This is a genomic window from Cellulomonas alba, from assembly GCF_030362835.1.
GTDB lineage: Bacteria > Actinomycetota > Actinomycetes > Actinomycetales > Cellulomonadaceae > Cellulomonas > Cellulomonas alba.
Genome location: NZ_JAUCGQ010000001.1, coordinates 1,660,749 through 1,682,154 on the forward strand (window position 1 = coordinate 1,660,749; position 21,406 = coordinate 1,682,154).

The 21,406-nt window shown below is 74.0% G+C and carries 27 protein-coding genes; 12 read left to right on the forward strand and 15 right to left on the reverse strand.

Features of this window, described 5'->3' with window-relative positions:
• The first annotated feature begins 294 nt into the window (after positions 1-294).
• The 3 genes from QRT04_RS07575 (at position 295) to QRT04_RS07585 (ending at position 2,779) form a co-directional block, all read left to right on the forward strand.
• Complete coding sequence (locus tag QRT04_RS07575; RefSeq protein ID WP_289454608.1) at positions 295-900, forward strand: dihydrofolate reductase family protein; 606 nt, start codon at positions 295-297, stop codon at positions 898-900.
• A gap of 106 nt (positions 901-1,006) precedes the next feature.
• A complete protein-coding gene (locus tag QRT04_RS07580) occupies positions 1,007-1,471 on the forward strand; it encodes a DUF3237 domain-containing protein (RefSeq protein ID WP_289454609.1) in 465 nt (154 codons plus the stop codon).
• Positions 1,472-1,480: 9 nt separating this feature from the next.
• Positions 1,481-2,779, forward strand: coding sequence for a flavin-dependent oxidoreductase (locus QRT04_RS07585; RefSeq protein ID WP_289454610.1), 1,299 nt, complete (start codon positions 1,481-1,483; stop codon positions 2,777-2,779).
• A 75-nt stretch (positions 2,780-2,854) separates the two neighbouring features.
• Here QRT04_RS07585 and QRT04_RS07590 read toward each other — a convergent pair whose 3' ends face one another.
• Positions 2,855-3,646, reverse strand: a complete 792-nt coding sequence (locus tag QRT04_RS07590) for a transglutaminase-like domain-containing protein (RefSeq protein ID WP_289454611.1) — start codon at positions 3,644-3,646, stop codon at positions 2,855-2,857.
• A 320-nt stretch (positions 3,647-3,966) separates the two neighbouring features.
• On the opposite strand from QRT04_RS07590, the gene QRT04_RS07595 reads away from it, so the two are divergent.
• Positions 3,967-5,295 carry a cellulose binding domain-containing protein gene (locus tag QRT04_RS07595; RefSeq protein ID WP_289454612.1) on the forward strand — a complete coding sequence of 443 codons (1,329 nt, stop codon included), beginning with the start codon at positions 3,967-3,969 and terminating at the stop codon, positions 5,293-5,295.
• A gap of 59 nt (positions 5,296-5,354) precedes the next feature.
• Here QRT04_RS07595 and QRT04_RS07600 read toward each other — a convergent pair whose 3' ends face one another.
• Complete coding sequence (locus QRT04_RS07600; RefSeq protein WP_289454613.1) at positions 5,355-6,734, reverse strand: APC family permease; 1,380 nt, start codon at positions 6,732-6,734, stop codon at positions 5,355-5,357.
• Positions 6,734-7,138, reverse strand: coding sequence for a DUF2000 domain-containing protein (locus QRT04_RS07605; protein WP_289454614.1), 405 nt, complete (start codon positions 7,136-7,138; stop codon positions 6,734-6,736). The genes QRT04_RS07600 and QRT04_RS07605 overlap by 1 nt, the downstream gene beginning before the upstream one ends.
• 120 nt (positions 7,139-7,258) lie before the next feature.
• Here QRT04_RS07605 and QRT04_RS07610 point away from each other — a divergent pair, with 120 nt between their 5' ends.
• Complete coding sequence (locus QRT04_RS07610; protein ID WP_289454615.1) at positions 7,259-7,720, forward strand: Lrp/AsnC family transcriptional regulator; 462 nt, start codon at positions 7,259-7,261, stop codon at positions 7,718-7,720.
• A 65-nt stretch (positions 7,721-7,785) separates the two neighbouring features.
• On the opposite strand, the gene QRT04_RS07615 is transcribed toward QRT04_RS07610, so the two are convergent.
• On the reverse strand, positions 7,786-8,715 hold the full coding sequence (locus QRT04_RS07615; RefSeq protein ID WP_289454616.1) for a cold-shock protein: 930 nt from the start codon (positions 8,713-8,715) through the stop codon (positions 7,786-7,788).
• A gap of 205 nt (positions 8,716-8,920) precedes the next feature.
• Here QRT04_RS07615 and QRT04_RS07620 point away from each other — a divergent pair, with 205 nt between their 5' ends.
• From QRT04_RS07620 to QRT04_RS07630, 3 genes are read left to right on the forward strand one after another with little or no spacing between them, the layout of a single operon-like run.
• Positions 8,921-9,286 carry a nitroreductase family deazaflavin-dependent oxidoreductase gene (locus tag QRT04_RS07620; RefSeq protein ID WP_289454617.1) on the forward strand — a complete coding sequence of 122 codons (366 nt, stop codon included), beginning with the start codon at positions 8,921-8,923 and terminating at the stop codon, positions 9,284-9,286.
• Between the two features lie 50 nt (positions 9,287-9,336).
• Entirely contained in the window at positions 9,337-9,876 is a 540-nt protein-coding gene (locus QRT04_RS07625) for a hypothetical protein (protein ID WP_289454618.1), read from the forward strand.
• Between the two features lie 31 nt (positions 9,877-9,907).
• Positions 9,908-10,474, forward strand: a complete 567-nt coding sequence (locus tag QRT04_RS07630) for a dihydrofolate reductase family protein (RefSeq protein WP_289454619.1) — start codon at positions 9,908-9,910, stop codon at positions 10,472-10,474.
• A gap of 12 nt (positions 10,475-10,486) precedes the next feature.
• Here QRT04_RS07630 and QRT04_RS07635 read toward each other — a convergent pair whose 3' ends face one another.
• The 5 genes from QRT04_RS07635 to QRT04_RS07655 form a co-directional block, all read right to left on the reverse strand.
• A complete protein-coding gene (locus QRT04_RS07635) occupies positions 10,487-11,428 on the reverse strand; it encodes an acyl-CoA thioester hydrolase/BAAT C-terminal domain-containing protein (protein WP_289454620.1) in 942 nt (313 codons plus the stop codon).
• A 62-nt stretch (positions 11,429-11,490) separates the two neighbouring features.
• Entirely contained in the window at positions 11,491-12,060 is a 570-nt protein-coding gene (locus tag QRT04_RS07640) for a GNAT family N-acetyltransferase (protein WP_289454621.1), read from the reverse strand.
• A gap of 83 nt (positions 12,061-12,143) precedes the next feature.
• Positions 12,144-13,151: an L-lactate dehydrogenase gene (locus QRT04_RS07645; protein ID WP_289454622.1), complete on the reverse strand. Its 1,008-nt coding sequence runs from the start codon at positions 13,149-13,151 to the stop codon at positions 12,144-12,146.
• Between the two features lie 96 nt (positions 13,152-13,247).
• A complete protein-coding gene (locus QRT04_RS07650; RefSeq protein WP_289454623.1) occupies positions 13,248-13,625 on the reverse strand; it encodes a YciI family protein in 378 nt (125 codons plus the stop codon).
• Between the two features lie 117 nt (positions 13,626-13,742).
• Entirely contained in the window at positions 13,743-14,459 is a 717-nt protein-coding gene (locus QRT04_RS07655) for an SDR family oxidoreductase (RefSeq protein WP_289454624.1), read from the reverse strand.
• A gap of 137 nt (positions 14,460-14,596) precedes the next feature.
• On the opposite strand from QRT04_RS07655, the gene QRT04_RS07660 reads away from it, so the two are divergent.
• The 4 genes from QRT04_RS07660 to QRT04_RS07675 all read left to right on the forward strand — a co-directional run bounded on the left by QRT04_RS07660 (position 14,597) and on the right by QRT04_RS07675 (position 17,092).
• On the forward strand, positions 14,597-14,962 hold the full coding sequence (locus QRT04_RS07660) for a winged helix-turn-helix transcriptional regulator (RefSeq protein ID WP_289454625.1): 366 nt from the start codon (positions 14,597-14,599) through the stop codon (positions 14,960-14,962).
• A gap of 117 nt (positions 14,963-15,079) precedes the next feature.
• Positions 15,080-15,439, forward strand: coding sequence for a YciI family protein (locus tag QRT04_RS07665; protein WP_289454626.1), 360 nt, complete (start codon positions 15,080-15,082; stop codon positions 15,437-15,439).
• Positions 15,440-15,455: 16 nt separating this feature from the next.
• On the forward strand, positions 15,456-15,842 hold the full coding sequence (locus QRT04_RS07670) for a YciI family protein (protein WP_289454627.1): 387 nt from the start codon (positions 15,456-15,458) through the stop codon (positions 15,840-15,842).
• A complete protein-coding gene (locus QRT04_RS07675; RefSeq protein WP_289454628.1) occupies positions 15,839-17,092 on the forward strand; it encodes an RNA polymerase sigma factor in 1,254 nt (417 codons plus the stop codon). The genes QRT04_RS07670 and QRT04_RS07675 overlap by 4 nt, the downstream gene beginning before the upstream one ends.
• 22 nt (positions 17,093-17,114) lie before the next feature.
• Here the strand turns inward: QRT04_RS07675 and QRT04_RS07680 are convergent, their stop codons facing one another.
• The 6 genes from QRT04_RS07680 to QRT04_RS07705 form a co-directional block, all read right to left on the reverse strand.
• Positions 17,115-17,756: an alpha/beta hydrolase gene (locus QRT04_RS07680; protein ID WP_289454629.1), complete on the reverse strand. Its 642-nt coding sequence runs from the start codon at positions 17,754-17,756 to the stop codon at positions 17,115-17,117.
• A gap of 64 nt (positions 17,757-17,820) precedes the next feature.
• Positions 17,821-18,432 carry a hypothetical protein gene (locus QRT04_RS07685; RefSeq protein WP_289454630.1) on the reverse strand — a complete coding sequence of 204 codons (612 nt, stop codon included), beginning with the start codon at positions 18,430-18,432 and terminating at the stop codon, positions 17,821-17,823.
• A 35-nt stretch (positions 18,433-18,467) separates the two neighbouring features.
• Positions 18,468-19,256, reverse strand: coding sequence for a MerR family transcriptional regulator (locus tag QRT04_RS07690; RefSeq protein WP_289454631.1), 789 nt, complete (start codon positions 19,254-19,256; stop codon positions 18,468-18,470).
• An 11-nt stretch (positions 19,257-19,267) separates the two neighbouring features.
• Positions 19,268-19,621: a DUF1048 domain-containing protein gene (locus QRT04_RS07695; protein WP_289454632.1), complete on the reverse strand. Its 354-nt coding sequence runs from the start codon at positions 19,619-19,621 to the stop codon at positions 19,268-19,270.
• A gap of 55 nt (positions 19,622-19,676) precedes the next feature.
• Positions 19,677-20,438 carry an ABC transporter permease gene (locus tag QRT04_RS07700; protein WP_289454633.1) on the reverse strand — a complete coding sequence of 254 codons (762 nt, stop codon included), beginning with the start codon at positions 20,436-20,438 and terminating at the stop codon, positions 19,677-19,679.
• An 11-nt stretch (positions 20,439-20,449) separates the two neighbouring features.
• Positions 20,450-21,295, reverse strand: a complete 846-nt coding sequence (locus QRT04_RS07705) for an ABC transporter ATP-binding protein (RefSeq protein WP_289454634.1) — start codon at positions 21,293-21,295, stop codon at positions 20,450-20,452.
• Between the last annotated feature and the right edge of the window lie 111 nt (positions 21,296-21,406).

Consider the following 21,406-nt stretch of genomic DNA (forward strand, 5'->3'; position numbering starts at 1 on the left):
GTGTGCCTTCTTTCCGGAGCGACTGCGGGCTCCTCTGGGATGCGACTTGGCGTCTGCCTTGAGCCCGCCCGGCTCAACAATGCGCGCCTGGTGGCAGCCGCGCAAGCCGGGTGGGGCCAAACTTGAGTCTGTTGGGCTCAACCTTGGCCACCGCTCGGTCATTCCCGCACCACGCGCGGCCGCTGGTGGGCCGTTCGCCCAGACCACGCCGAGCCGCCGAGGGCGCGGCGGTCGTCGAACACCGCTAGCGTCCGGACGACCGCATCGACGGTCGCGATCACTCAGGAGGTTGCGGTGCCGGACACCACCTGCCACATGTCGATCTCGCTGGACGGCTTCGTCGCCGGGCCGGAGCAGAGCCGCGAGAACCCGCTGGGGAAGCGCGGTGGTGAGCTGCACGGCTGGCACATGGGCGACCCGCGAGCGACCGAAGCCGACGAGGTCGCGACCGGGTGGCTCATGCGCCCACGTGGCGCGTACGTCATGGGCCGGAACATGTTCGGCCCCGTGCGGGGACCCTGGGACGAGGAGTGGACCGGGTGGTGGGGTCCCGAACCGCCGTACCACGCGCCGGTGTTCGTCCTCACCCATCACGCCCACGACCCCATCGAGCGGGACGGCGGCACGACATTCCACTTCGTCACCGACGGCTTCGACGCGGCCTACTCCGCGGCGCGTGAGGCTGCCGGTGCCGACGGAGTGGACATCGCCGGCGGGGCCTCGACCGTGCGGCAGGCGCTGGTCGCCGGCGTGATCGACGAGCTCACCCTCGACATCGCGCCCGTCGTTCTGGGTGCGGGCGAGCGCATCTTCGACGGGATCGAGTCCTTCGGCTTCGAGCCCGTCGAGGTCCTGCACTCACCGCTGGCGACGCACGTCCGGTATCGCCGGGTCGGCTGAGCCCGCCTGCCGCGGTCAGGCGGCGCCGTACGCAGGGGCATCGCGAGCCCGGGTTCGGGACGACGCCGGTAATGTGCGGCCGCACCCCGACGTCCGGGAGGACACCATGGCGGCACTGCAGCCACCGACCGTGCGGCCGTTCTGCACGCTCCAGGTCCAGCTCGGCCCGCTCATGGACCTCGGGCTCGGCCGTTTTGGCCGACGGCGCATCATCCCGATCATCGGCGGACGCGTCACGGGCCAGGTCAGCGGGACGATCCTCGACGTCGGTGCGGACTGGCAGTCGATCGCGCACGACGGTGTCGCCGAGCTCGACGCGCGGTACGCGTTCGAGACCGCGGACGGCGCCCTGATCGAGATCGTCAACCGCGGCTTCCGCCACGGACCGACCGAGGTGATGGAGCAGCTCGCCTCGGGCGCACCGACCCCGCCGGAGTCCTACTACATGCGGTCGACGGCCCGGCTCGAGAGCGGTCACCCGGACTACCGGTGGCTCAACGGCATGGTGTTCGTCGGCACCGGCGCGCGCGAGGCGAGCGCCGTGCAGATCGACCTGTACAGCGTGGAGTAGACGGTGGACGTGTCCGGACCGCGCGTGCTGATCGCCGGTGGCGGCATCGGCGGGCTCGCCGCAGCGCTGACCCTCCACCAGCTCGGCGTGAGCTTCGCGGTGCTCGAGAGCGCTCGGGAGCTGGCGCCGCTCGGGGTCGGGATCAACCTCCAGCCCAACGCCGTGCGCGAGCTCGGCGACCTCGGGATCGGTGCGGAGGCGCTCGACCGGATCGGCGTCCCCACCCGCGAGTGGGCGCTCGTCGGGCGCAACGGGCACGAGATCTACAGCGAGCCGCGCGGCCTGCTCGCCGGCTACCGCTGGCCGCAGTACGCCGTCCACCGGGGCCGACTGCAGATGCTGCTCGCGCAGACCCTCCGGGACCGGGCCGGCGCGGACGCGATCCGGCCCGGGCACCGCGTCACGGGCTACGAGAAGAACGCGGACGGATCCGTGACGGCGGTCGGCCGGCGCGCCGACGGCAGCGCGTGGCGCGAGCGCGGCACGGTGCTGATCGGCGCCGACGGCATCCACTCGGCCGTGCGGGCGCAGATGCACCCCGGCCAGCCGCCGATCCACTGGGGCGGCACGATCATGTGGCGCGGCACCACCCGGGCCGAGCCCGTCCGCACCGGCGCGTCCTTCGTCGGGGTCGGTTCGGCGCGCCATCGCTTCGTGGTCTACCCGATCTCGCGAGCCGACCCCGCCACGGGTCTGGCCACCGTGAACTGGATCGCCGAGCTGACGGTCGACGACGCGCAGGGCTGGCAGCGCAGCGGCTGGTTCCGGCAGGTCGGCGTCGAGGAGTTCGCGCACCACTTCGCCGACTGGAGCTACGAGTGGCTCGACGTGCCGGACCTCCTGGCGCGCGCCGAGGTCGCGTACGAGAACCCGATGATCGACCGTGACCCGGTGCCGACGTGGCAGGACGGCCCCGTGCTGCTGATCGGGGACGCCGCTCACCCGATGTACCCCACGGGGTCCAACGGCGCGAGCCAGGCGATCGTCGACGCGCGCGTGCTCGGCGCTGCGATGGTGCGGCACGGCGTGACCCGCGACGCGCTCGGCGCGTTCGACGCCGAGCTGTGCGGTCCCCTGTCGGAGCTCGTGCTGCGCAACCGCGGGGCGGGCCCGTTCGGCCTGCTCGACCTCGTCGACGAACGATGCGGCGGCGAGTTCGACGACATCGACGACGTGGTCCCCGAGGCCGAGCGCAGCGCGTTCGTGGCCGGGTACAAGGCTGCGGCGGGCTTCGCGGTCGAACGGCTGAACGCAGCCGGTCCGACCATCCCTCCCGGCGCCCGCGCCAGGTCGGTCGGCCGCACCTAGCCGACCGCGGCGGCGACCCGACGGCTCTGCGAGTGACACGGCGGGCCGTCGCCGGGCCCGGCGACCCCATTCCGATCAGCCGATCGTGACGAGCTCGCGGACGTCGTCGTCGGGCAACGCCTGCGCGACCGCGGTCACGCTGAGCTCGCCGAGGACCGCCTCGCCGTGGTGCACGCTGAGGAAGGCGGTGTCGGACGCGTCCCGCCCGGTCGCGACCCGCACGAGCGTCGCGCGGGGCGCGAGCGTCGTCGCGTCGACCACCCGCCAGCGGTCCTCGACCCACGCCTCCGCGACCGCGTGGAAGTCCATGGGGTCCAGGCCGGGCGCGTACACCGCGACGAGCCGCGCCGGCATGTCGAGCGCCCGCAGCAGGGCGACGACCAGGTGCGCGTAGTCGCGGCACACACCCTGCCGGGCCAGGAGCGTGCGGACGGCACCGTCCGTCGGCAGGCTCGATCCGGGCACGTACGCCAGCCGCGAGCCGACCCACGACGAGACCGCGGCGAGCAGGTCGCGCCCGGCGAGTCCCCCGAACTCGGCGCGCGCCGTCGGGCCGAGCGAGTCGGACTCGCAGTACCGGCTCGGCCGCAGGTAGCGCAGCAGGTCGGCCTCGTCGGTGGCGAGCTGCGGCGTGCCGCCGAGGACGGTGCCGGCGTAGTCGAGGACGAGCGCGCCGGGTGCGGCGTCGAGCAGGTGCACCCGCGTCCCGTGATCGCCCGCCACGACGCGCGGCGCCACGGGGACGCCGTCGATCGTGCAGGTGAGCTGCTCGCGCACGTCGTAGCCCGGTGCGGGCGCCAGCTGGAAGGCGAGAGTTGCGGGCGTCCGGACGTCGAGCGTGAGGTGGGCGGACACGTCGCGATCCATGCCCGCGAGTCTGTGGGTCGACGCGCCCCGGCGCCAGAGCAGGCGCGCGCGACCGGCCCCGACCGCGGCCGGCGCCCACGCCAGAGCAGGCGCGCGCGACCGGCCCCGACCGCGGCCGGCGCCCACTCAGAACCTCAGCCGACCGTCCGGTCCGAGCTCCGCGACCCCCTGCCGCAGGCGAACCCCGGACGACGTGGTGCGACGACCGCCCCGCCGCGCTCGTGGCTCTCGTCTCGTCGGTAAACGATTTGCAGCCTCATGACGCGCGCAGGCGGCCGGACACACTCGGCGCGACCTGTCGTCCGTCGAAAGGGATCGTCATGTCCACGCAGGGGTACGGCCGGTGGCGGACTCGCGTGCTCACGGCACTCCTCGCGGCCGGTGCGCTCGTCGCCGCCCTCGTCGTCGGCCAGGCGCCCGCGGACGCGCTGAACGCCGGCGGCGAGCCGGGCCCGGTGACCGGCAACGCGACGTGGTTCGACAACCTCGGCTCGCCGTACGGCGGCTGCGGGATGCCGCAGGACCAGCTCGAGACGCAGAACTGGATCGCGCTGAACGTCTTCAACACGCCGGGTGACTACGCGATGTACTCGCGTCCGATGGCCGCGAACGACGCGAGGCTCGGCATGTTCGACAACGGCCTCAACTGCGGCCGTTGGGTGCGGGTGTCGATCGGGGACTACTGCACGGGCATCAACGACGGCGCTGCCGGGCAGGCGTTCTGCCGCAACGGCTCGTGGGTCGCGGACAAGTACGACGGCGCGACGCTCGACATGCTCGTGGCGGACAGCTGCGGCGACCCCAACGCGTGGTGCCGCGACGACCCGTACCACATCGACCTGGCCCACCAGGCGATCAACCGGTTCGTCCAGAACGGCGCACCGGTCGGCGACCTCGAGCCCGCGCACTGGGGCAACCGCCACGTCACGTGGCAGTTCATCCCGGCGCCGAGCTACTCCGGCGACATCCAGATCGGCTTCATCCAGGGCTCCCAGAAGTGGTGGGGCGGGGTCTCGATCAGCCACCTGCCCAACGGCATCCACGGCGTCGAGAACTTCACCGACGGCGCCTGGGCCACGGCCACGATGGACACCGACATGGGGCAGGCCTACCTGATCAAGCCGACCACCACGGGCGGGACGGACTACCGGATCCGGGTCAAGGACGTCACCGGCGCCTACCTGTTCGGCGGCCGCGAGTACTCGTTCTCGCTCCCGGCGAGCTGTGGCGGCTCGTGCTCGGCGCCGCGGACGGTCGTCACGTACACGACGACGGCCGGGGCCGGCTCGACGCCGACCCCGACCCCGACGGTCACGCCGACCCCGACAGCCACGCCGACCCCGACCCCGACGCCCACGCGGGGATCGTCCACATGCACCGCGACCTTCCGGGCCGCGAGCACGTGGTCGGGCGGCTACCAGGGCGAGGTCACGGTGACGGCCGGCTCCGCCGCGATCACGTCGTGGACGGTCACCCTCTCCGACACGTCCGTGAGCAGCCTCTGGAACGGGGTCGTGACGGCGTCGGGGTCGACCGCGACGGTCCGCAACGCGTCGTACAACGGCAGCGTGGCGGCCGGCGGGACGACGACGTTCGGCTTCCTGGGCACCGGCTCGCCGGGCACGCCGCACCTGACCTGCTCGGCCTGACGGTCGGCGACGGCCGTCAGGCCGCACGTCGGCACAGCCGCACCGTCGGCGTCCGGCACTCACATCCGCTCGACGCGGTCCGGCTCCGGTCCCCGGTCGCTCTGACCGATCGGGTGACCGGCGTCGTCGCCGCGCGCTGCGACTCGCCGCGCCCGACCGTGGCGTTCGGGGGCGCGCGGGCTGCGGGAGGCCCGTGCTCGCTCGACCGCCGCAACCCGGCGGCCGTACAGGGCGGCCCCCGCGGCCAGGGCGACGGGGAGCAGCAGCATCCATCCGCAGGAGACCAGCACGAGTGCGACGAGCACGGAGGCGAGCAGGGCGCCGACGCGCGCACCACCCGTCAGCAGCCGCGCCCCGGCGAGGGTGCCGGCAAGGGTGACCGCACCGAGCAGGGCGCTCGTGGCGCGCACGAGGGTGTCCAGCTGCAGGCCGGCCAGCGCCGTGGCTGCGACGACGAGCGCGCAGCTGCAGGTCAACGTGAGCACGCTGCGACCGGACCAGCCGGCGTCGGGACCGACCGGCGTCGAGAGCAACGGGACGGTGCGCGCACGCCCGAGTGCGGCGCCGAGCTGGATGCCGCTGGCGAGGTAGCCGTTGATCGCGCCGAACGTCAGCGCGACAGCGGCTCCGGCGGTGAGCACGGTTCCGGCGGGACCGAACGTGCCGCGAAGGAAGGTCAGCAGCGGGACGGAGCTCTGCCCGGCGTCGAGCCCGATCGTGAGGACAGCCAGGCCCAGGTACAGGACGGTGACGACGAGCAGTGCGACGACGGTGGCGCGCAGCACGGTCGTGCCGCTGCCGAACTGGGCGGACAGGTGCGTGGCCGCCTCCCAGCCGGAGAAGGCGTAGAAGAGCAACGCCGCGGCCGCACCCACCGCCGTCCACCCGCGCGGGGCGAACGGTGTGAACGCCGCGGCGTCGACCCGGGAGGCAGACGTGACGATGGTCGTGGCGAGAAGCGCGACGAGCAGCACGGTCGAGACGACCTGGCTGCGTCCGCTCGCACGCAGCCCGGCGACGTTCGCCGCCAGCCCGGCGACGACGAACGCCGCGCCCAGGATCCGTACCCACCCCGTGTCGACGGCAGCCGCGGCGGCCAGGTACCGCGCGCCGATGATGCCGGCGGCGGCGACCCCGATCGGGACGGCGGCGTAGAACCACCACCCCACCGGCCCGGCGGCCCAGTCCCCGAAGGCGTGCGCCGCGAAGCCCGAGATCCCTCCCCCGCCGGGATGGCGCGCGCCGAGCGTCGCGAACGTCAGCGCGATCGGCACCGAGGCCGCCAGGAGCGCGGCCCAGGCCGCCAGCGGCGCCGGGCCGGCCGCGTGAGCGGCCAACGCCGGCAGCGCGAGCGCTCCTGGGCCCAGCAGGCTGCCCAGCAGCATCGCGGCCCCCGTGACCACGCCGAACCGGTAGGGCGTCCGGCTCCGTGCGGGCATCACGCACCCATCAGCGCCAGGCGCTTGGTCAGCTTCGTGACCCGGCTGCGCGGGCCGTGAAGAATCAGCCCGACGTACTCGACGTCCTGCGTCGTCGTCTCCGACAACGCCTGCTCGTACTCGGCGTAGCTGCGCGAGCGGCGCGCGACCTCGTTGAACCCGACCACGGTGACGCCGCCCGCTGCCAGCGCGTGCACGTGCAGCTCGCGCAGCTCGCGTCCGGAGGCGGCCAGCGTCGGCACCGGCACCGGGTTCAGCCCCGCGTGCAGCGTCCCCGACGCATCCGCGCTGTCCTCGGCGACCGACGCGTCGAGGCGTCCGCCCAGCGCGAGCCCGAGCACCACGGCCGCGTTGGCGGCCAGCGCCGGGGGCAGATCGGTTCGGAGCACCAGAACGATCTTCATGTCCACATCCCGCCCGACGAGGCGGTCAGATGACCGCCGTCCACGCACGACGGTAGGCGAACGAACGTCTGGTGCGGCCTGCGGCCGAACTTCGTTCGGAGCCGCGCCTACGCTGGGCGGGTGGACGAACTTGATTCGGCGATCGTGGCCGAGCTGCAACGCGATGCGCGGCAGACCAACCGGGAGCTCGCGCGACGGCTCGGGATCGCACCCTCGACCTGCCTGGAGCGCGTGCGGCTCCTGCGCCGACGAGGCGTGATCCTCGGCTACCGCGCCGTCATCTCCCCGCCGGCCCTCAACCGCGGCGTCGAGGCGTTCGTCTCGACCCGACTACGACCACTCAACCGCCCCGTGATCGACGGGTTCAAGCAGGCCGTCATCGAGCTTCCCGAGGTGGTCGCCGTCTACGTCATCGCCGGCGACGAGGACTTCCTGATCCACGTCACCGTGCCCGACCTCGACCACCTGCACGCGTTCCTCGTCGACCGCCTCGCTCCGCGCCGGGAGGTCGTCAGCTTCCGCAGCCAGATCGTGTTCCAGAGCGCGCACAAGGACGTCCTCGAACGCCTCGCGCACGGGTGACGGACCGACCGCGACAGGCACGGTCGCCGTGCGCCCGAGTCCCTGCAGGGCCGGCGCCCCCGCCGTCACACCAGCTCGACGCGGTCCGCCTGCGGTCCCCGGTCGCTCTGCCGGACGTCGTAGCGCACCCTGTCGCCCTCCCGCAGCGCGTCGGCGCCGCGCACGACCGACACGTGCACGAACAGGTCGTCGCCGCCCGCGTCGGGGGTGATGAAGCCGAAGCCACGGTCCGCGTCGTAGCGCGCGACGACGCCCTGGCCGCCGCGCACGGGAGCGCCCGATCGCCGCGGCTCGGGCCGACCGCCGGCGGGAGCCGCGGACCGGCGAGGCGCGCCCCCCACGAGCTCCACGTCGCGGGCCTGCGGGCCCCGCTCGCCGGCGGCGACGTCGAAGGCGACCCGGTCCCCCTGCGACAGCTCGCGCAGTCCTCCCAGCAGCTCTCGGACGTGGACGAAGACGTCCTCGTCGCCGGAGTCGGGCGAGATGAACCCGAAGCCCTTCTCGGCGTCGAAGAACGTCACGGTGCCGTCCGCGCCGTCGGACGCCGCCGCCCGGGTGGCCTGCTCTCCGAGGGGCAGCAGGTGGTCCGCCTGCGGCCCCTTCTCCCCGTCGACGACCAGGAACGCGACCCGCTGCCCCTCCCGGACCACGCCGCCACCGACGATGGCCGAGCTGTGGACGAAGATCTCGGCGCCGCCGCCGTCCGGTGCGAGGAAGCCGTACCCCTTCGCCGGCTCGTACCAGGAGACGGTGCCGAGCACACCCAGGGTCGCGTCGGCCGGGAGGTCGCGCGTGACCCGGACGCGGCGCGCCTGCGGGCCGCGGTCGCCCTCGCCGATCTCGAACTCGACCTCCTGGCCCTCCCGGAGCACCCGCGGCCCGTCGTCGCCGACGATCTCGGACGCGTGCACGAACAGGTCCTCGGCCCCGTCCCCGAGGTCGAGGAAGCCGAACCCCCGATCGGGGTCGAACCAGCGGACAACTCCCTGCGGCACGGTGGACTCCTTGTCGATGCACGAACGGTGCCGTCCAGTGTCCTCCTCCCTCGCAGAGAGCGGGATGCCGGCCTCGTCGTCCGCGAACGCCTCGCGCTCGTCGTCGAGCTCGGAATGCCGGCTCTCGCCGTCCGGTTCCTGCCTGTGTCGGGTGGAACCGGCTGAGGAGTCCGCGTCGAACGGTCGCGCGGGTGGGGAGGACGACGTGGAACCAACGGTCATCGAGGCGTTGCAGCAGAGCCAGACCATCGACCTGACCACGACGGGTCGCCGCACCGGTGAGGCCCGGCGGATCGAGATCTTCCTGCATGCGGACCGAGGCCTGCTGTTCATCACGGGCATGCCTCGCCCGCAGACGCGGTCCTGGATCCACAACATCCAGGCCGACCCGCACGTGACCCTGCACCTCAAGCACGGGGTGCACGCCGACGTGCCGGCCCTCGCGCGCGTGGTCACCGATCCGGCGGAGCGGCGTCCGCTCATCGAGTCGGCGGCGGCACGGTGGGGTCGCCGCGACGTCGAGCTGATGATGGAGCAGAGCCCGCTGATCGTGCTCGAGCCGAGCTCCTGAGCTCCGCCCGACGCTGGCCAGACCGTCGACCGGCGGCCTAGCGTCGGGGAATGGTGGTCAGCACTGCCGGGACGGTCGCCTTCGACGGCGAGAAGCTGATCCGCGCCTTGGACGACGAGCGGTCCGCGCGATCGCTGCCGTGGCGGGGCCTCGCCGTCGAGCTGTGGGAGCAGTCCGCCGACCTCAACGCGCGGCTCGGGGACGACGCCCTCTGCCCCGGCGCGCTCCACCGCACGGCGGTGCGGGGAACGATGTCGTGCCAGTACGCGCTGCCGCTGCTCCGCTGGCTCGGGCGGCCGCCCGAGGACTTCCTGGTCGGCGACGTCGCCGACGTCGGCGAGACCGCGCTCGTCGAGGCCGGTCCCGACAAGCGGCTCCACTGGGACCTCGCCGAGCTGTACGCCGACCTCGACCGCCGCCGGCAGTCCCGCGGGCTGACCTGGGCAGCCCTCGGCGCCGAGCTCGGCTGCACCCCGAGCCGGCTGACGAACCTCCGGACGGCGCGCCAGGCCGACATGGGCCTGGCGATGCAGGTCACCCAGTGGCTGGGCGAGCCGGCCGCGCGCTACATCCACGCCACCGACTGGTAGCACGCCGAGTCCCGTCCCCCCGGAGGCCGTCATGGGCAAGCTGATCTACGCCGCCAACACGTCGCTCGACGGCTACCTCGAGGACGCGGACGGCTCGTTCGACTGGTCGGTGCCCGACGGCGAGGTGCACGCGTTCTGGAACGAGCACGAGCGGCGCATCGGCACGTCGCTCTACGGGCGCCGCATGTACGAGACGATGCGCGTCTGGGAGGACGACGACTGGCTGGCGGACGAGCCCGCCGTCGTCCGCGACTACGCGGCGATCTGGCGCGACACCGACAAGGTCGTGTACTCCACGACGCTCGACGCGGCGTCGACGGCGCGCACGAGGATCGAGCGACGGTTCGACCCGGAGGCGGTGCGGCGGCTCAAGGCGGGGTCGAGCTCGGACCTGAGCGTCGGCGGCGCCGCCCTCGGCGCCGAGGCGTTCCGGCACGGGCTCGTCGACGAGTGCGTGCTCCTGCTGTCCCCCGTGACCGTTGGCGGCGGCAAGCCGGCGCTGCCGCGGGGCGTCCGGCTGGCCCTGGAGCTGCTCGACCACCGCCGGTTCGCCAACGGCGTGGTGTACGTGCGGCACGCGGTGCGCAGCGCCGCCTGACGCCCGTCGACGTCACGCCTCGTCGGCCGTCTCCCGCGGCAGCGTGTAGCGAAGGAAGCCGACCGTCCGGCGCCACGTCTCGGCGCGCGCGTCCGCCGTGAGGACCGGGTCGCCGCCGTACCGGAACGTGACGCCGGGGCCAGGGCCGTACGGCGCCACCGGACCGCCCGGTGGTCCGGCGATCGTGTGGCCGACCCCCTCCAGCACGACGTGCGCCCACGGGTACGGGTGGTCCGCGGCGCGGAGCCGCCCGGCCGCGACCTCGCTGAGCCCGACGCAGTCCCACGACCCGTCGTCGCCCGCCGACACCATGAGGACGCCGCCGCGGACCCGCTCGACCGGGATGCTGATCGCCTCGAGCTCGTCGCCCGTGGGCAGCGCCGCGAACGCGTCGCGCAGCGAGACGGGCTCGTCCCGCTCGATCGACCGCACGAGCTCGGGCGGCACGACGTACGGCAGGTGGGGCAGCCGTCGGCCGGCCACGGTCCACGCCGCGCCGGACGTCGCCAGGATCCGGTCGAGCCTCCCCGCCGCGTAGTCGATCCCGGCGGTCACCACGCCGCTGCCGACCACGCTGACGACCGATCCGACGCGCTCGTCGTGGCTCCCGACCAGGAGCGCGAGCTCACCGCCGCGAGAACCACCGAGCAGGCCGATCGACCCGCTCGCGTAGCCGCGGGCCGACAGCAGGTCGAGCGCGCGGAACACGTACTCCAGGGGGATGTCGACGAGGCTGCTCGGGACGCCGGGCGACCCGAAGTAGGCGAGCGCCAGCGCAGCGAACCCCTCCTGCGCCAGGGCCACGGCGTCCGCCTCGTGCAGCCCGCCCTCGGCGCCGCCGAGCACGACGACCGCGCAGCGGGCCTGCGACCGCGGCTCGACGAGCACGCCGACCACGCCGTGTCGCCGGCAGACGTCCCGGTCACGCACGACGCTGCGGGTACCCCGCTCCATGGGCGGGACGCTATCGGGGGCCGCCGGTGCCGGCGAGCGACCCGTGCCGCGTCCCGCGACGGTCAGGCGTGCCGCGCACGCCACTCGTCCTGGGTGATCTCGTACCGAAACCCGCCGAGCTCGGCTCCCTCGACGGCGAGCATGTCGTCCGGCGTCGGGAGCTTCTCCGCGACGGTCATCCCGACCTTCTCCATCACGTGCTGCGACGGGCGGTTGAGCGCCATCGTCGCGCCCCAGACGACGCGCACGTCGAGCTCGGTGAACGCCCTCTCGAGCAGGGCCGAGGACATCTCGGTGGCGTAGCCCTTGCCCCACGCCGCCTGGCGCAGCCGGTACCCGAGCTCCGCCTCGTCGAGCGGCCCCTCGCGCTCGGGCCGCAGGCAGAACCAGCCCACGAACGCGCCGGTCGCCTTCTCGTCGGCCGCGAAGAGGCCGAAGCGGCCGGCCCACCGGTCGTAGCCGGCGAGGATGCTCGGCAGGGCGAGGTCGCGGATCTCCTCCGGGGCGGTGGGCTCGCCGCCTGACAGGTAGCGCATCACGGCGGGGTCGCTGTCGAGCTCGATCAGCAGGTCGGCGTCGTCGGCACCGAGCTGGCGCAGGCCCAGCCGGTCGGTCTCCAGGTACCAGCTCACGGCGGCCAGCATGCCGGAGCACCGCCGGCCGCACGCACCTGATTCGACCAGCCTCGACGTCCGCCCCGGCCGTCGGCCGGCGGTCAGAGGCCGAGCTGGCGCGCCGCGTCCCGCAGCGTGTCGGCGGAGTGCCGCAGCGCCGCGAGCTCGGCGTCCGACATCGCCGCCGGCAGCGCGACGCCCGCGCCCGCGTGGCTCACCATCGTCGGCACGGACAGGCACACGTCGCGGATGCCGCGGTAGTCCTCGAGCAGCGACGACACGGGCATGACACGGTGCTCGTCGTTCACCACTGCCTCGACGATCCGGGACCCGGCGAGGCCGATCGCGTAGTTCGTGGCGCCCTTCCCCTCGATGATCGAGTACGCCGCGTGCACGACCTCGTGCGCGATCGCGTCGCGGGCGGCCTCGTCGAGCGGCGCGTGGCCGTCGAACGGCTCGAGCTCGAGCAGCGGCACGCCGCCGATCGTCGCGGACGACCAGAGCGGCACGGCCGTGTCGCCGTGCTCCCCGGCGATGTAGGCGTGCACGTTCTGCACCGCGACGCCCACGTGCTGCGCGATCAGCCACCGGAACCGCGAGGAGTCGAGCACCGTGCCGGAGCCGAGCACCTGCGCGCGCGGCAGACCCGAGACCTGCAGCGCCGCGTACGTGACGACGTCGACGGGGTTGGTCACCATGACGTACACCGCGTCGGGCGCGACCTCGACGAGCTGCGGCACCAGCGTCCGCATCAGCCCGACGGTCCGCCCCGCGAGGTCGATCCGGGTCTCGCCCGGCTTCTGCTTGGCGCCGGCCGTGACGACGACGACGTCCGCGCCCGCGCACGCCGCCACGTCGTCCGAGCCGACGACGTGGGCCATCGGCACGAACTGGATGCCGTGCGCGAGGTCGAGCGCCTGCGCGCGCACCTTCGCGGTGTCGAGGTCGTACAGCACGACCTCGCGCGCGGCGCCCCGCATCAGCACCGCGTAGGCGAGCGTCGCGCCGACCGCGCCCGCCCCGACGACCGCGACCTTCGCCGTGGGGCGAGACGGGAGCGTGTCGCCGAGCCCGCCGTCGCCGATCTCCGCGTCCTGCTCGTGTGCCACCGCAGCTCCCCTCGTCGCGGCGCGGGACGACTCCCGGCGCCGCACGCCGTCCGGTGGGACCAGCGTGGCCGCCGGGAGCCGATCGCGCGCGGCGGGTCAGAGCGCGCCCGCGGCGACCTTGCGGAGCAGCTCGTCGGTCTCCGGGTCGTCCATCAGCTCGTGGACCTCCTGCGCGCACCGGCAGCCGACGGCGATCTTCGCGGCCCACGCCTCGGCCTCCTCGCGCGTCGCCACCTCGATGACCGAGAACCCGCCGATGACCTCCTTGGTCTCCGGGAACGGGCCGTCGGTGACGGTGCCGTCGGTCCCGACGATCGTCGCGCGCTGCCGCTGCAGCCCGGCGCCGTACACCCACACCCCGGCGCGCACGGCCTCCTCGACCACCTCGTGCGAGGCGCGGCCGACGTCCTCCCAGTCCGCGTCGGGGATGTGGTCCATCGCGCCGTCGTTGAACGAGATCAGGTACTGCGTCATCGCCTGGCTCCCTCGCTCCGGCGGCCCCCTGCGGGCCGCGCCTCATCTGCGCGACGAACGGCTCGGCCGGGATCCGACACCCGCGCGACTCCATCTTCGCGGGGCCGGCCCGCGCGGTCACCTCAGCCGGGCACCGCCCTCGACGTGGATGGTCTCGCCCGAGACGAAGCCCGCGCCGAGCAGCCACACGACGGCCGCGGTGACGTCGTCCGCGGAGCCGGCGCGCCCGACGAGCGTGCCCCCGGCGGCCTGCGCGAGGAACGCGGGCTTGCCGGCGCCGAGACCGTCCCAGCTGCCCGAGTCGACGATCCCGGGCGATACCGCGTTGACGCGCACGGGCGCGAGCTCGGCCGCGAGGTGCTGGACAGCGAACGCGACCGCGCCGTTCGCGATGCCCATGACGGCGTAGCCGGGCGACGGGTTCCACGCGGCGACGCCTGAGAAGAGCACGATCGAGCCGTGCGCCGGCAGGCCGCGGGCCGTGTGCTTCGCGAGCATCAGCGGGCCGATCACCTTCGCCTCGAACGCCGCCACCGTCCGGTCGTGGTCGAGCTCGGTGACAGGCACGTTGTGGTGCGCCGACGCGAGCACGACGACGTGGTCGAGCGGGCCGGCCTCGCGGAGCGCCGCGACGATGCTCACCTCGTCCGTGACGTCGACCCGGACCGACTTCGCGCCCTCGATGGTCCCCGCAGCGGCGGCGGCGCGAGCCGCGTCGCGTGCCCCGACGACCGCTGTCGCGCCCTCCGCGGCGACCGCGCGGGCGACCGCGAGGCCGAGGTCGCGGGCCCCGCCCACGACGAGCACGCGCTGACCGGTGAGCTGCTGGTTCATGGTCGTCCCCTCTCGGCGGTGCGGAGCTGGGAGCGCCGGCGGCGGTGCCACCGGCGGCACCGCCGCGGTCACGGTATGGTTTTGATACCGGTTACTTCAACGAAACCGGGACGGCTGCGGCGGAGGCAGAGCGACCCATGGGCAAGGCGTACGACGTGATGGCGGCCACCTGCCCCAGCCGGACGGTGCTGCACCGGATCGGCGCGCGGTGGACGGTCTTCGTCGTGCTCGCGCTCGGCGACGGACCGCGGCGCTTCACGCAGCTCAAGACGCGCATCGAGGGCATCACGCCCAAGGTGCTGACCGAGACGCTGCGCGCGCTCGAGGCCGACGGGCTCGTCCGCCGGACGTCGCTCCCAGGGAACCCGCCGGGCGTCGAGTACGCGCTGACGGACCTCGGCCGCTCGCTCGGCGGTCCCATGCGCGCCGTGTCCGAGTGGGCCGAGTCGCACGTGCCCGAGATCCTCGCGGCGCGCGCCCGGTACGCCGACGCGGAGGCGTGACCCGCCGGCGCGCGGCGGTCGCCGCACCATCTGCTGCTCGCGGGCTGTCGGATCGACGCGGGCCCGTTCGTCGGGAGAATGAGGGCGACGCGGGGTCGCCCACCGAAGGAGCAACGCATGGCGCGCTACCTGATCTCGTTCGACCGCGGATGGATGACCTTCCCGGAGGAGGACCTGCCCGCCGTCGCAGCCGCGGCTCGGGCCGCGGTCCAGGAGGCGGTCGACGCCGGGGTGTTCGTGTTCACGAGCGGCATCGGGGACACCGAACCCACGACGCTCGTCGGGGTGGACGGCGCCGTGACCGACGGGCCGTACCCGGAGACGAAGGAGCAGATCGGCGGCTTCGCGATCGTCGACGTCCCCAGCCGGGACGAGGCGATCGCCTGGGCGGCCAAGATCGCCGCCGCGTGCCGGTGCTCGCAGGAGGTCCGGCAGCTGCTGCCGGACCCGCGCGTCGACGCGTGGCTCGCCCGCTGACGAGGGAGGACCCGACATGACCCGGTACATGCTCTCCGTGTACGGCCCCGCCGAGCGGACCGCGTACGGCAGCTACCCGTCGAAGGAGGACATGCTCGAGTCGTTCGCCGACACGGGCGCGTTCAACGACCGGCTCGTCGCCGACGGCTACTTCGTGTTCGCCGACGGCCTGGCGGAGGTCGCCACCGCGACGGTGGTCGACGGCCAGGGCGACGAGCCCGTGCTCAGCGACGGGCCGTACCTCGAGGCGAAGGAGCACCTCGGCGGCTTCTGGATCATCGACGCGCCCGACCTGGACGTCGCGCTGCGGCTCGCGGCCGAGGGGTCGCGCGCCTGCCGCGGCAAGGTCGAGGTGCGGCCGTTCTCGACCCCGGATGAGCTGCAGGCGCTGCTCGACTCGTGACGCCGTCCCCCGTCGACGACGCGATCGTCCGCGCGCACCGTGAGGAGTGGGCGCGGGTGGTCGCGACGCTGACCCGGCGCTTCGGCGACCTCGGGCTGGCGGAGGACTGCGCCGCCGAGGCGTTCGCGACGGCGGTCGAGCGCTGGCCGCGCGACGGCGTGCCGCCGAATCCCGGCGCGTGGCTCACCACGACGGCCGCACGCAAGGCGATCGACCGCCTGCGCCGCGAGTCCCGGCGTGACGAGAAGCACCAGGAGGCGCGCCTCTTGTTCGACGACGATCCCCCGGCACCGCGCGGCGCGATCGACGACGACCGGCTGCGGCTCCTCTTCACGTGCTGCCACCCTGCGCTCGCGCAGGAGACGCGCGTGGCGCTCACGCTGCGGATGGTCGGCGGCCTGACCGTGCCCGAGATCGCGCGCGCGTTCCTGGTGCAGGAGACCGCGATGGGGCAACGGATCACGCGCGCGAAGGCGAAGATCAAGGCCGCCCACGTGCCGTACCGCGTGCCGACGGCGGACGACCTGCCCGCGCGGCTCGACGGCGTGCTGACCGTCCTCTACCTCGTCTTCAACGAGGGCTACCTCGCGTCGGGCCCCGGCACCGACCCTGTGCGGCACGACCTGACCGGCGAGGCGATCCGGCTGACGCGGCTGGTGCGCGAGCTGCTGCCCGGCGCCGGCGAGGCCACGGGCCTGCTCGCGCTCATGCTCCTGACGGAGGCTCGCGGCCCGGCGCGCGTGTCGTCGACCGGCGAGCTCGTCACGCTCGACGAGCAGGACCGCGGCGCGTGGGACCGGGACCTGATCGACGAGGGCCACGCGCTCGTCCGCGACACGCTCGTCGCCGTCGCCGCCGGCGGCCCGCCGCCGGGGCGGTACCAGCTGCTCGCCGCGATCAACGCGGTCCACACCTACGCGCGCGACGCGCACGACACCGACTGGTCGCAGGTCGCGACGCTCTACGACCGGCTCGCGGCCCTCGACCCGTCGCCCGTCGTCGCACTCAACCGCGCGGTCGCGGTCGCCCAGGTGGACGGGCCGGAGGTCGGCCTGGCGCTCGTCGACCGGCTGCCGCTCGACGGCTACCACGCGTTCCACGCGACCCGCGCCGACCTGCTGCGTCGCCTGGGCCGCAGCGCGCAGGCGCGCGACGCCTACGACCGCGCGATCGAGCTGGCCGGCAACACCGCCGAGGCCGCCTACCTCAGGCGCCGGCGCGGCCAGCTCGGCGCGACGGACGCGGGGTAGACGCGAGATCGCCGGCCGTCGTTCAGCGGGCGAACGCGGCGAGCCACGTGTGCGCGATCTCGACGTCGCGCGGCGTGAGCGCGTGGCCCGCGGGCAGCACGTGGTGGGTCACGGCAGCGCCCGCGCGGCGCAGGCGCTCGGCAAGCCGCCGGCCGTCGCCGAGCGACCGGCGGGCGTCGCGCACGCCGTCGACCACGAGGACCGGCGTCCGGTCGAGCCGCTGACCGACCTCGCCGGTGAACGGCGACAGCGGGCGGAACAGGATGCCGCCGGCGAGCAGGCCGGGGCGCGTCATGAGCAAGGCCGCCGCCATGATCGCCCCGTTCGAGAAGCCCACCGCGAGCGGCGGCCCGGCGAGGCCGTGCTCCGCGCAGGACGCCTCGACGAAGTCCGCGAGCACCCGCGCACGCCTCGCCACATCGACCTCGTCCACCCGGCGGTCGGGGAAGCGCCGGAGGAACGCGAAGCCCGACTCCGTCTCGACGGCGCCCCGGATGCTCAGCCGCGCGGACCCCGGCGCAAGCTCGGCGCCGAGCGGCAGCAGCTGCTCCTCGTCGCCGTCCGTGCCGTGCAGCAGCACGAGCGCCGGCGTCGCCGCGGTCCCGCTGCCGGCGACGAACCGCGACACGTGCGCCGCCCCCGGGCGATCTCCGACGTCGTCCACCAGGCCAGCGTGCCGGAGGGTGCGCCGGCCCGCGACGCGCGACCCAGGAGACGCCCCGGTTGCGTCATCGACCCGGGCGCGCGATCGTCGTGCGGAGCGCGGTGACGGACGGCCGCCCCGGCACCGACGAGAAGCCGAACGCCACGGGAGGGACGACCGGCAGGAGCGGCCCGCAGTCCGCGCCGCGCCAGGTCGCCTGCGCGTCGACCACCCGGCGCTGGCCGGACGCGCCGTACCACTCCCGGCGGCCACCGCCTGCGCTGCCGCGGGTCCGCACGCCGGTCAGGACGAGCCGCGCGACGGGGTCCACCGTGGCGGCGAACCACCGGGAGCGCGCCGCCGGACGGGGAACGGCCGCGAGCAGCGCGCCGAGCGCGGTACGGCGACCGATCGTGACGTCCGCGACGAGCGGTCCCGCCTCGAGGTGCCACCGACGGCCGGCGGCGTCCGCGGTCACGCACACCGGCGTCACGACCACCTCGTCGAACACGTACGTGCCGGCGATCTCGTCGGCGACGGCCGCGGAGGGCGCCAGCAGCGTTCGCCGGCCCGTGGCGTCCTGCGTCATCACGTCGGCGAACGGCGGCCACGGCGAGCGCAGCCACCGACCGACGACGACGCGTCGGCCGTCCGCCGTCGCGAACCCGAGGATGTGGCCGTCGTACCGGTCGAGCACCCGGCCAGTGTGCGCGCCGGGTGCCCCCCTCCCGCCTACCCCGCGACCCGCCGCCGCACGGGGTCGATCCGTCGCACCTTGGTCCACCCCGTCCAGCCGCGCTCCTCGAGCAGCGCCAGGATCCGGCGCGCGTAGGGCGCGGTCGTCAGGAACACCGAGTCGAGGAGCTCGGCGAGGTCGTCGGTGATCTGGAACTCGCCGCCCGCCTCCGCGGCGAGCTGCTCGCCCATCGCGTACAGGCCGGCCAGGTGGTCCGCGAGCGCCTCGAAACGCGGGTCCGCGAGGTCCCACTCGAGCGCCTCCGCGAGGTCGCGGTAGAGCTTGACGACGCCGGGCTCGTCGATCTGGCCGTTCTTCAGCTCCATGAACGTCGGCATCTGCTCGGGCATCTGGGCGGCGACGAGGATCCACGCGTCGCGCTCGAGGTCGATCATCTGCTGCGGCAGGTCCAGCGCGCGCAGCCGCTCGACGTACGCCACGGCCGCGGGCGGGAGCGCGAGGCTGTCGCCCGCCGCGAGCTTGCGGATCCGCTCGCGGTGGTGCTCGCGCTCGCGGATCTCGGCCCGCAGGCGGCGGTCGATGTCCTCGACCGCCGCCCCGAACTCCTGGTCACCCGCGGCCAGCAGCTCCTCGACCCGCGAGAGCGGGACGCCGGCGTCGGCCAGGGTGCGGATCTTGATCAGCTCGACGACGGCCTCCGCGTCGTACCGCCGGTACCCGGACTGGTCCCGCTCGGGCTCCGGCAGGAGCCCCTTCGCGTGGTAGTGCCGCACCGCCCGTACGGTCACGCCCGCGTACGCCGCGAGCTCGCTGATCGTCAGCACCGATCCTCCTGTCAGGCCCGCGAGCCGTCGGCCGCGAGCTTCTTCCGGACGTCGCCGTTGAGCGAGGCGCGCCACCTGTCGAGGTACGTGGGGACCTGCGGGAGCCGCGCGTCGCAGTAGGCCGCGACGTCCGGACCCGTGACGTCGAGGACCCGCTTGCCCTCGGCCGCCGCGGCCTCGAACTCGCCCAGCACCTCCCGCAGGATCTCGACGATGTCCATGCCGTCGCCGGCCGTGAACCGCCACATGTACGACTTCATCTCGCCGTAGACGATCCGGTAGTCCGGCGGGAGCGCGGCCGCGCGGGCCTCCATGCGCTTCCAGTCCTTCTTGTCGCCGATCAGCTTCGTGAGCAGGTTGTTCATCAGTCTTCTCCCTCGTAGGCCGTTCTATCGTGCGGCGGGTCGGACGGGCCGGATCTCAGGCGAGCCGACGCCGGTAGGTGCGCATCGCGAGCGCGTACGCGACGAGCAGCAGCCCGACGCACCAGCCGAGCGCGACCCACAGGTCGCTCCCGACGGGCTCTTGCGCGAACAGGCTGCGGACCGTGTTGACGATCGGCGTGACGGGCTGGTTCTCGGCGAACCACTGCACCGGCGCCGGCATGTTGTCGGTCGGCACGAACGCCGAGCTGACGAAGGGCAGGAAGATCAGCGGGTAGGAGAACCCGCTGACGCCGTCGACCGACTTCGCGGTCAGCCCCGGGATCACCGCGAGCCACGTCATGGCCAGCGTGAACAGCAGCATGATCGCGAGCACGCCGAGCCATGCCGGCAGGCCGGCGCCGGTGCGGAAGCCCATCAGCAGCGCGACGGCGACGACGAGCACGAGCGAGACGAAGTTCGCGACCAGCGACGTCAGCACGTGGCTCCACAGCACCGCGGGCCGCGCGATCGGCATCGACTGGAACCGCTCGAAGATGCCGCCCGACACGTCCGTGAACAGCCGGAACGCGGTGTACGCGATGCCCGAGGCGACCGTGATCAGCAGGATGCCGGGGAGCAGGTAGTTGACGTAGTTCTCGTCGCCGCTGTCGATCGCGCCGCCGAAGACGTACACGAACAGCAGCAGCATGGCGATCGGGGTGATCGCGGTCGTGATGATGGTGTCGGGGCTGCGGAGCACGTGCTGCAGCGAGCGGCCCGACAGGGCGGCGGTGTCGCCGATGGTGCGCTTGATCACGGGTCCGGTCCTCACTCGTCGGCGCCGACCGTGGCGGCGGTGTCGTCGGGGTTCCTGTCCTGGCGGGCGCCAGCGGTGGCGGTGGCTGTGGCTGTGGCGCGGGCCGGGTCGCCGACGATCGAGAGGAAGACCTCCTCGAGCGTCGGCTGCTTCTCGACGTACTCGACCTTGGCGGGGGGCAGCAGCCGCTTGAGCTCGGCGAGCGAGCCGTTCGCGATGATGCGGCCCTCGTGGAGGATCGCGATCCGGTCGGCGAGCTGCTCGGCCTCCTCGAGGTGCTGCGTGGTGAGCAGCACGGTCGTGCCGGTGTCCGCCAGCTCGCGCACCGCGTCCCAGACCTCGTTCCGCGCCTGCGGGTCGAGGCCCGTGGTCGGCTCGTCCAGGAACACGACGGGCGGGTTCCCGATCAGGCTCATCGCGATGTCGATGCGCCGGCGCATGCCGCCCGAGTAGGTGGCGACGCGCCGGCCGGCGGCGTCGGTGAGCGAGAACCGCGCGAGCAGCTGGTCGGCGATCGCGCCCGGCCGCGGCAGGTGTCGCAGGCGAGCGATCAGGGCGAGGTTCTCGCGGCCCGTCAGGACCTCGTCGACCGCCGTGAACTGCCCGGTGAGGCTGATCGACTCGCGCACCTGCGCGGGCTGCGACGCGACGTCGAAGCCCTGGACCGTGGCGGTGCCGCCGTCCGCCCGCAGGAGCGTCGACAGGATCTTGACCAGGGTGGTCTTGCCTGCCCCGTTCGACCCGAGCAGGGCGAGGATGCTGCCGGCCGTGACGTCGAGGTCGACGCCGCGCAGCACCGGGAGGTCGCCGTAGGACTTCGTCAGTCCGGTGATCTGGATGGCTGGTGATGTGCTCATGCGAGGAGCCTCGAACCCTGACGCTGGGTCAAGGTCAAGGCCCTTTTCCCGACGAGTTTCGCGGCCCGCGGACCGGCGCCCCGACGGCCCGGTGCCCGACCGGATCCGACC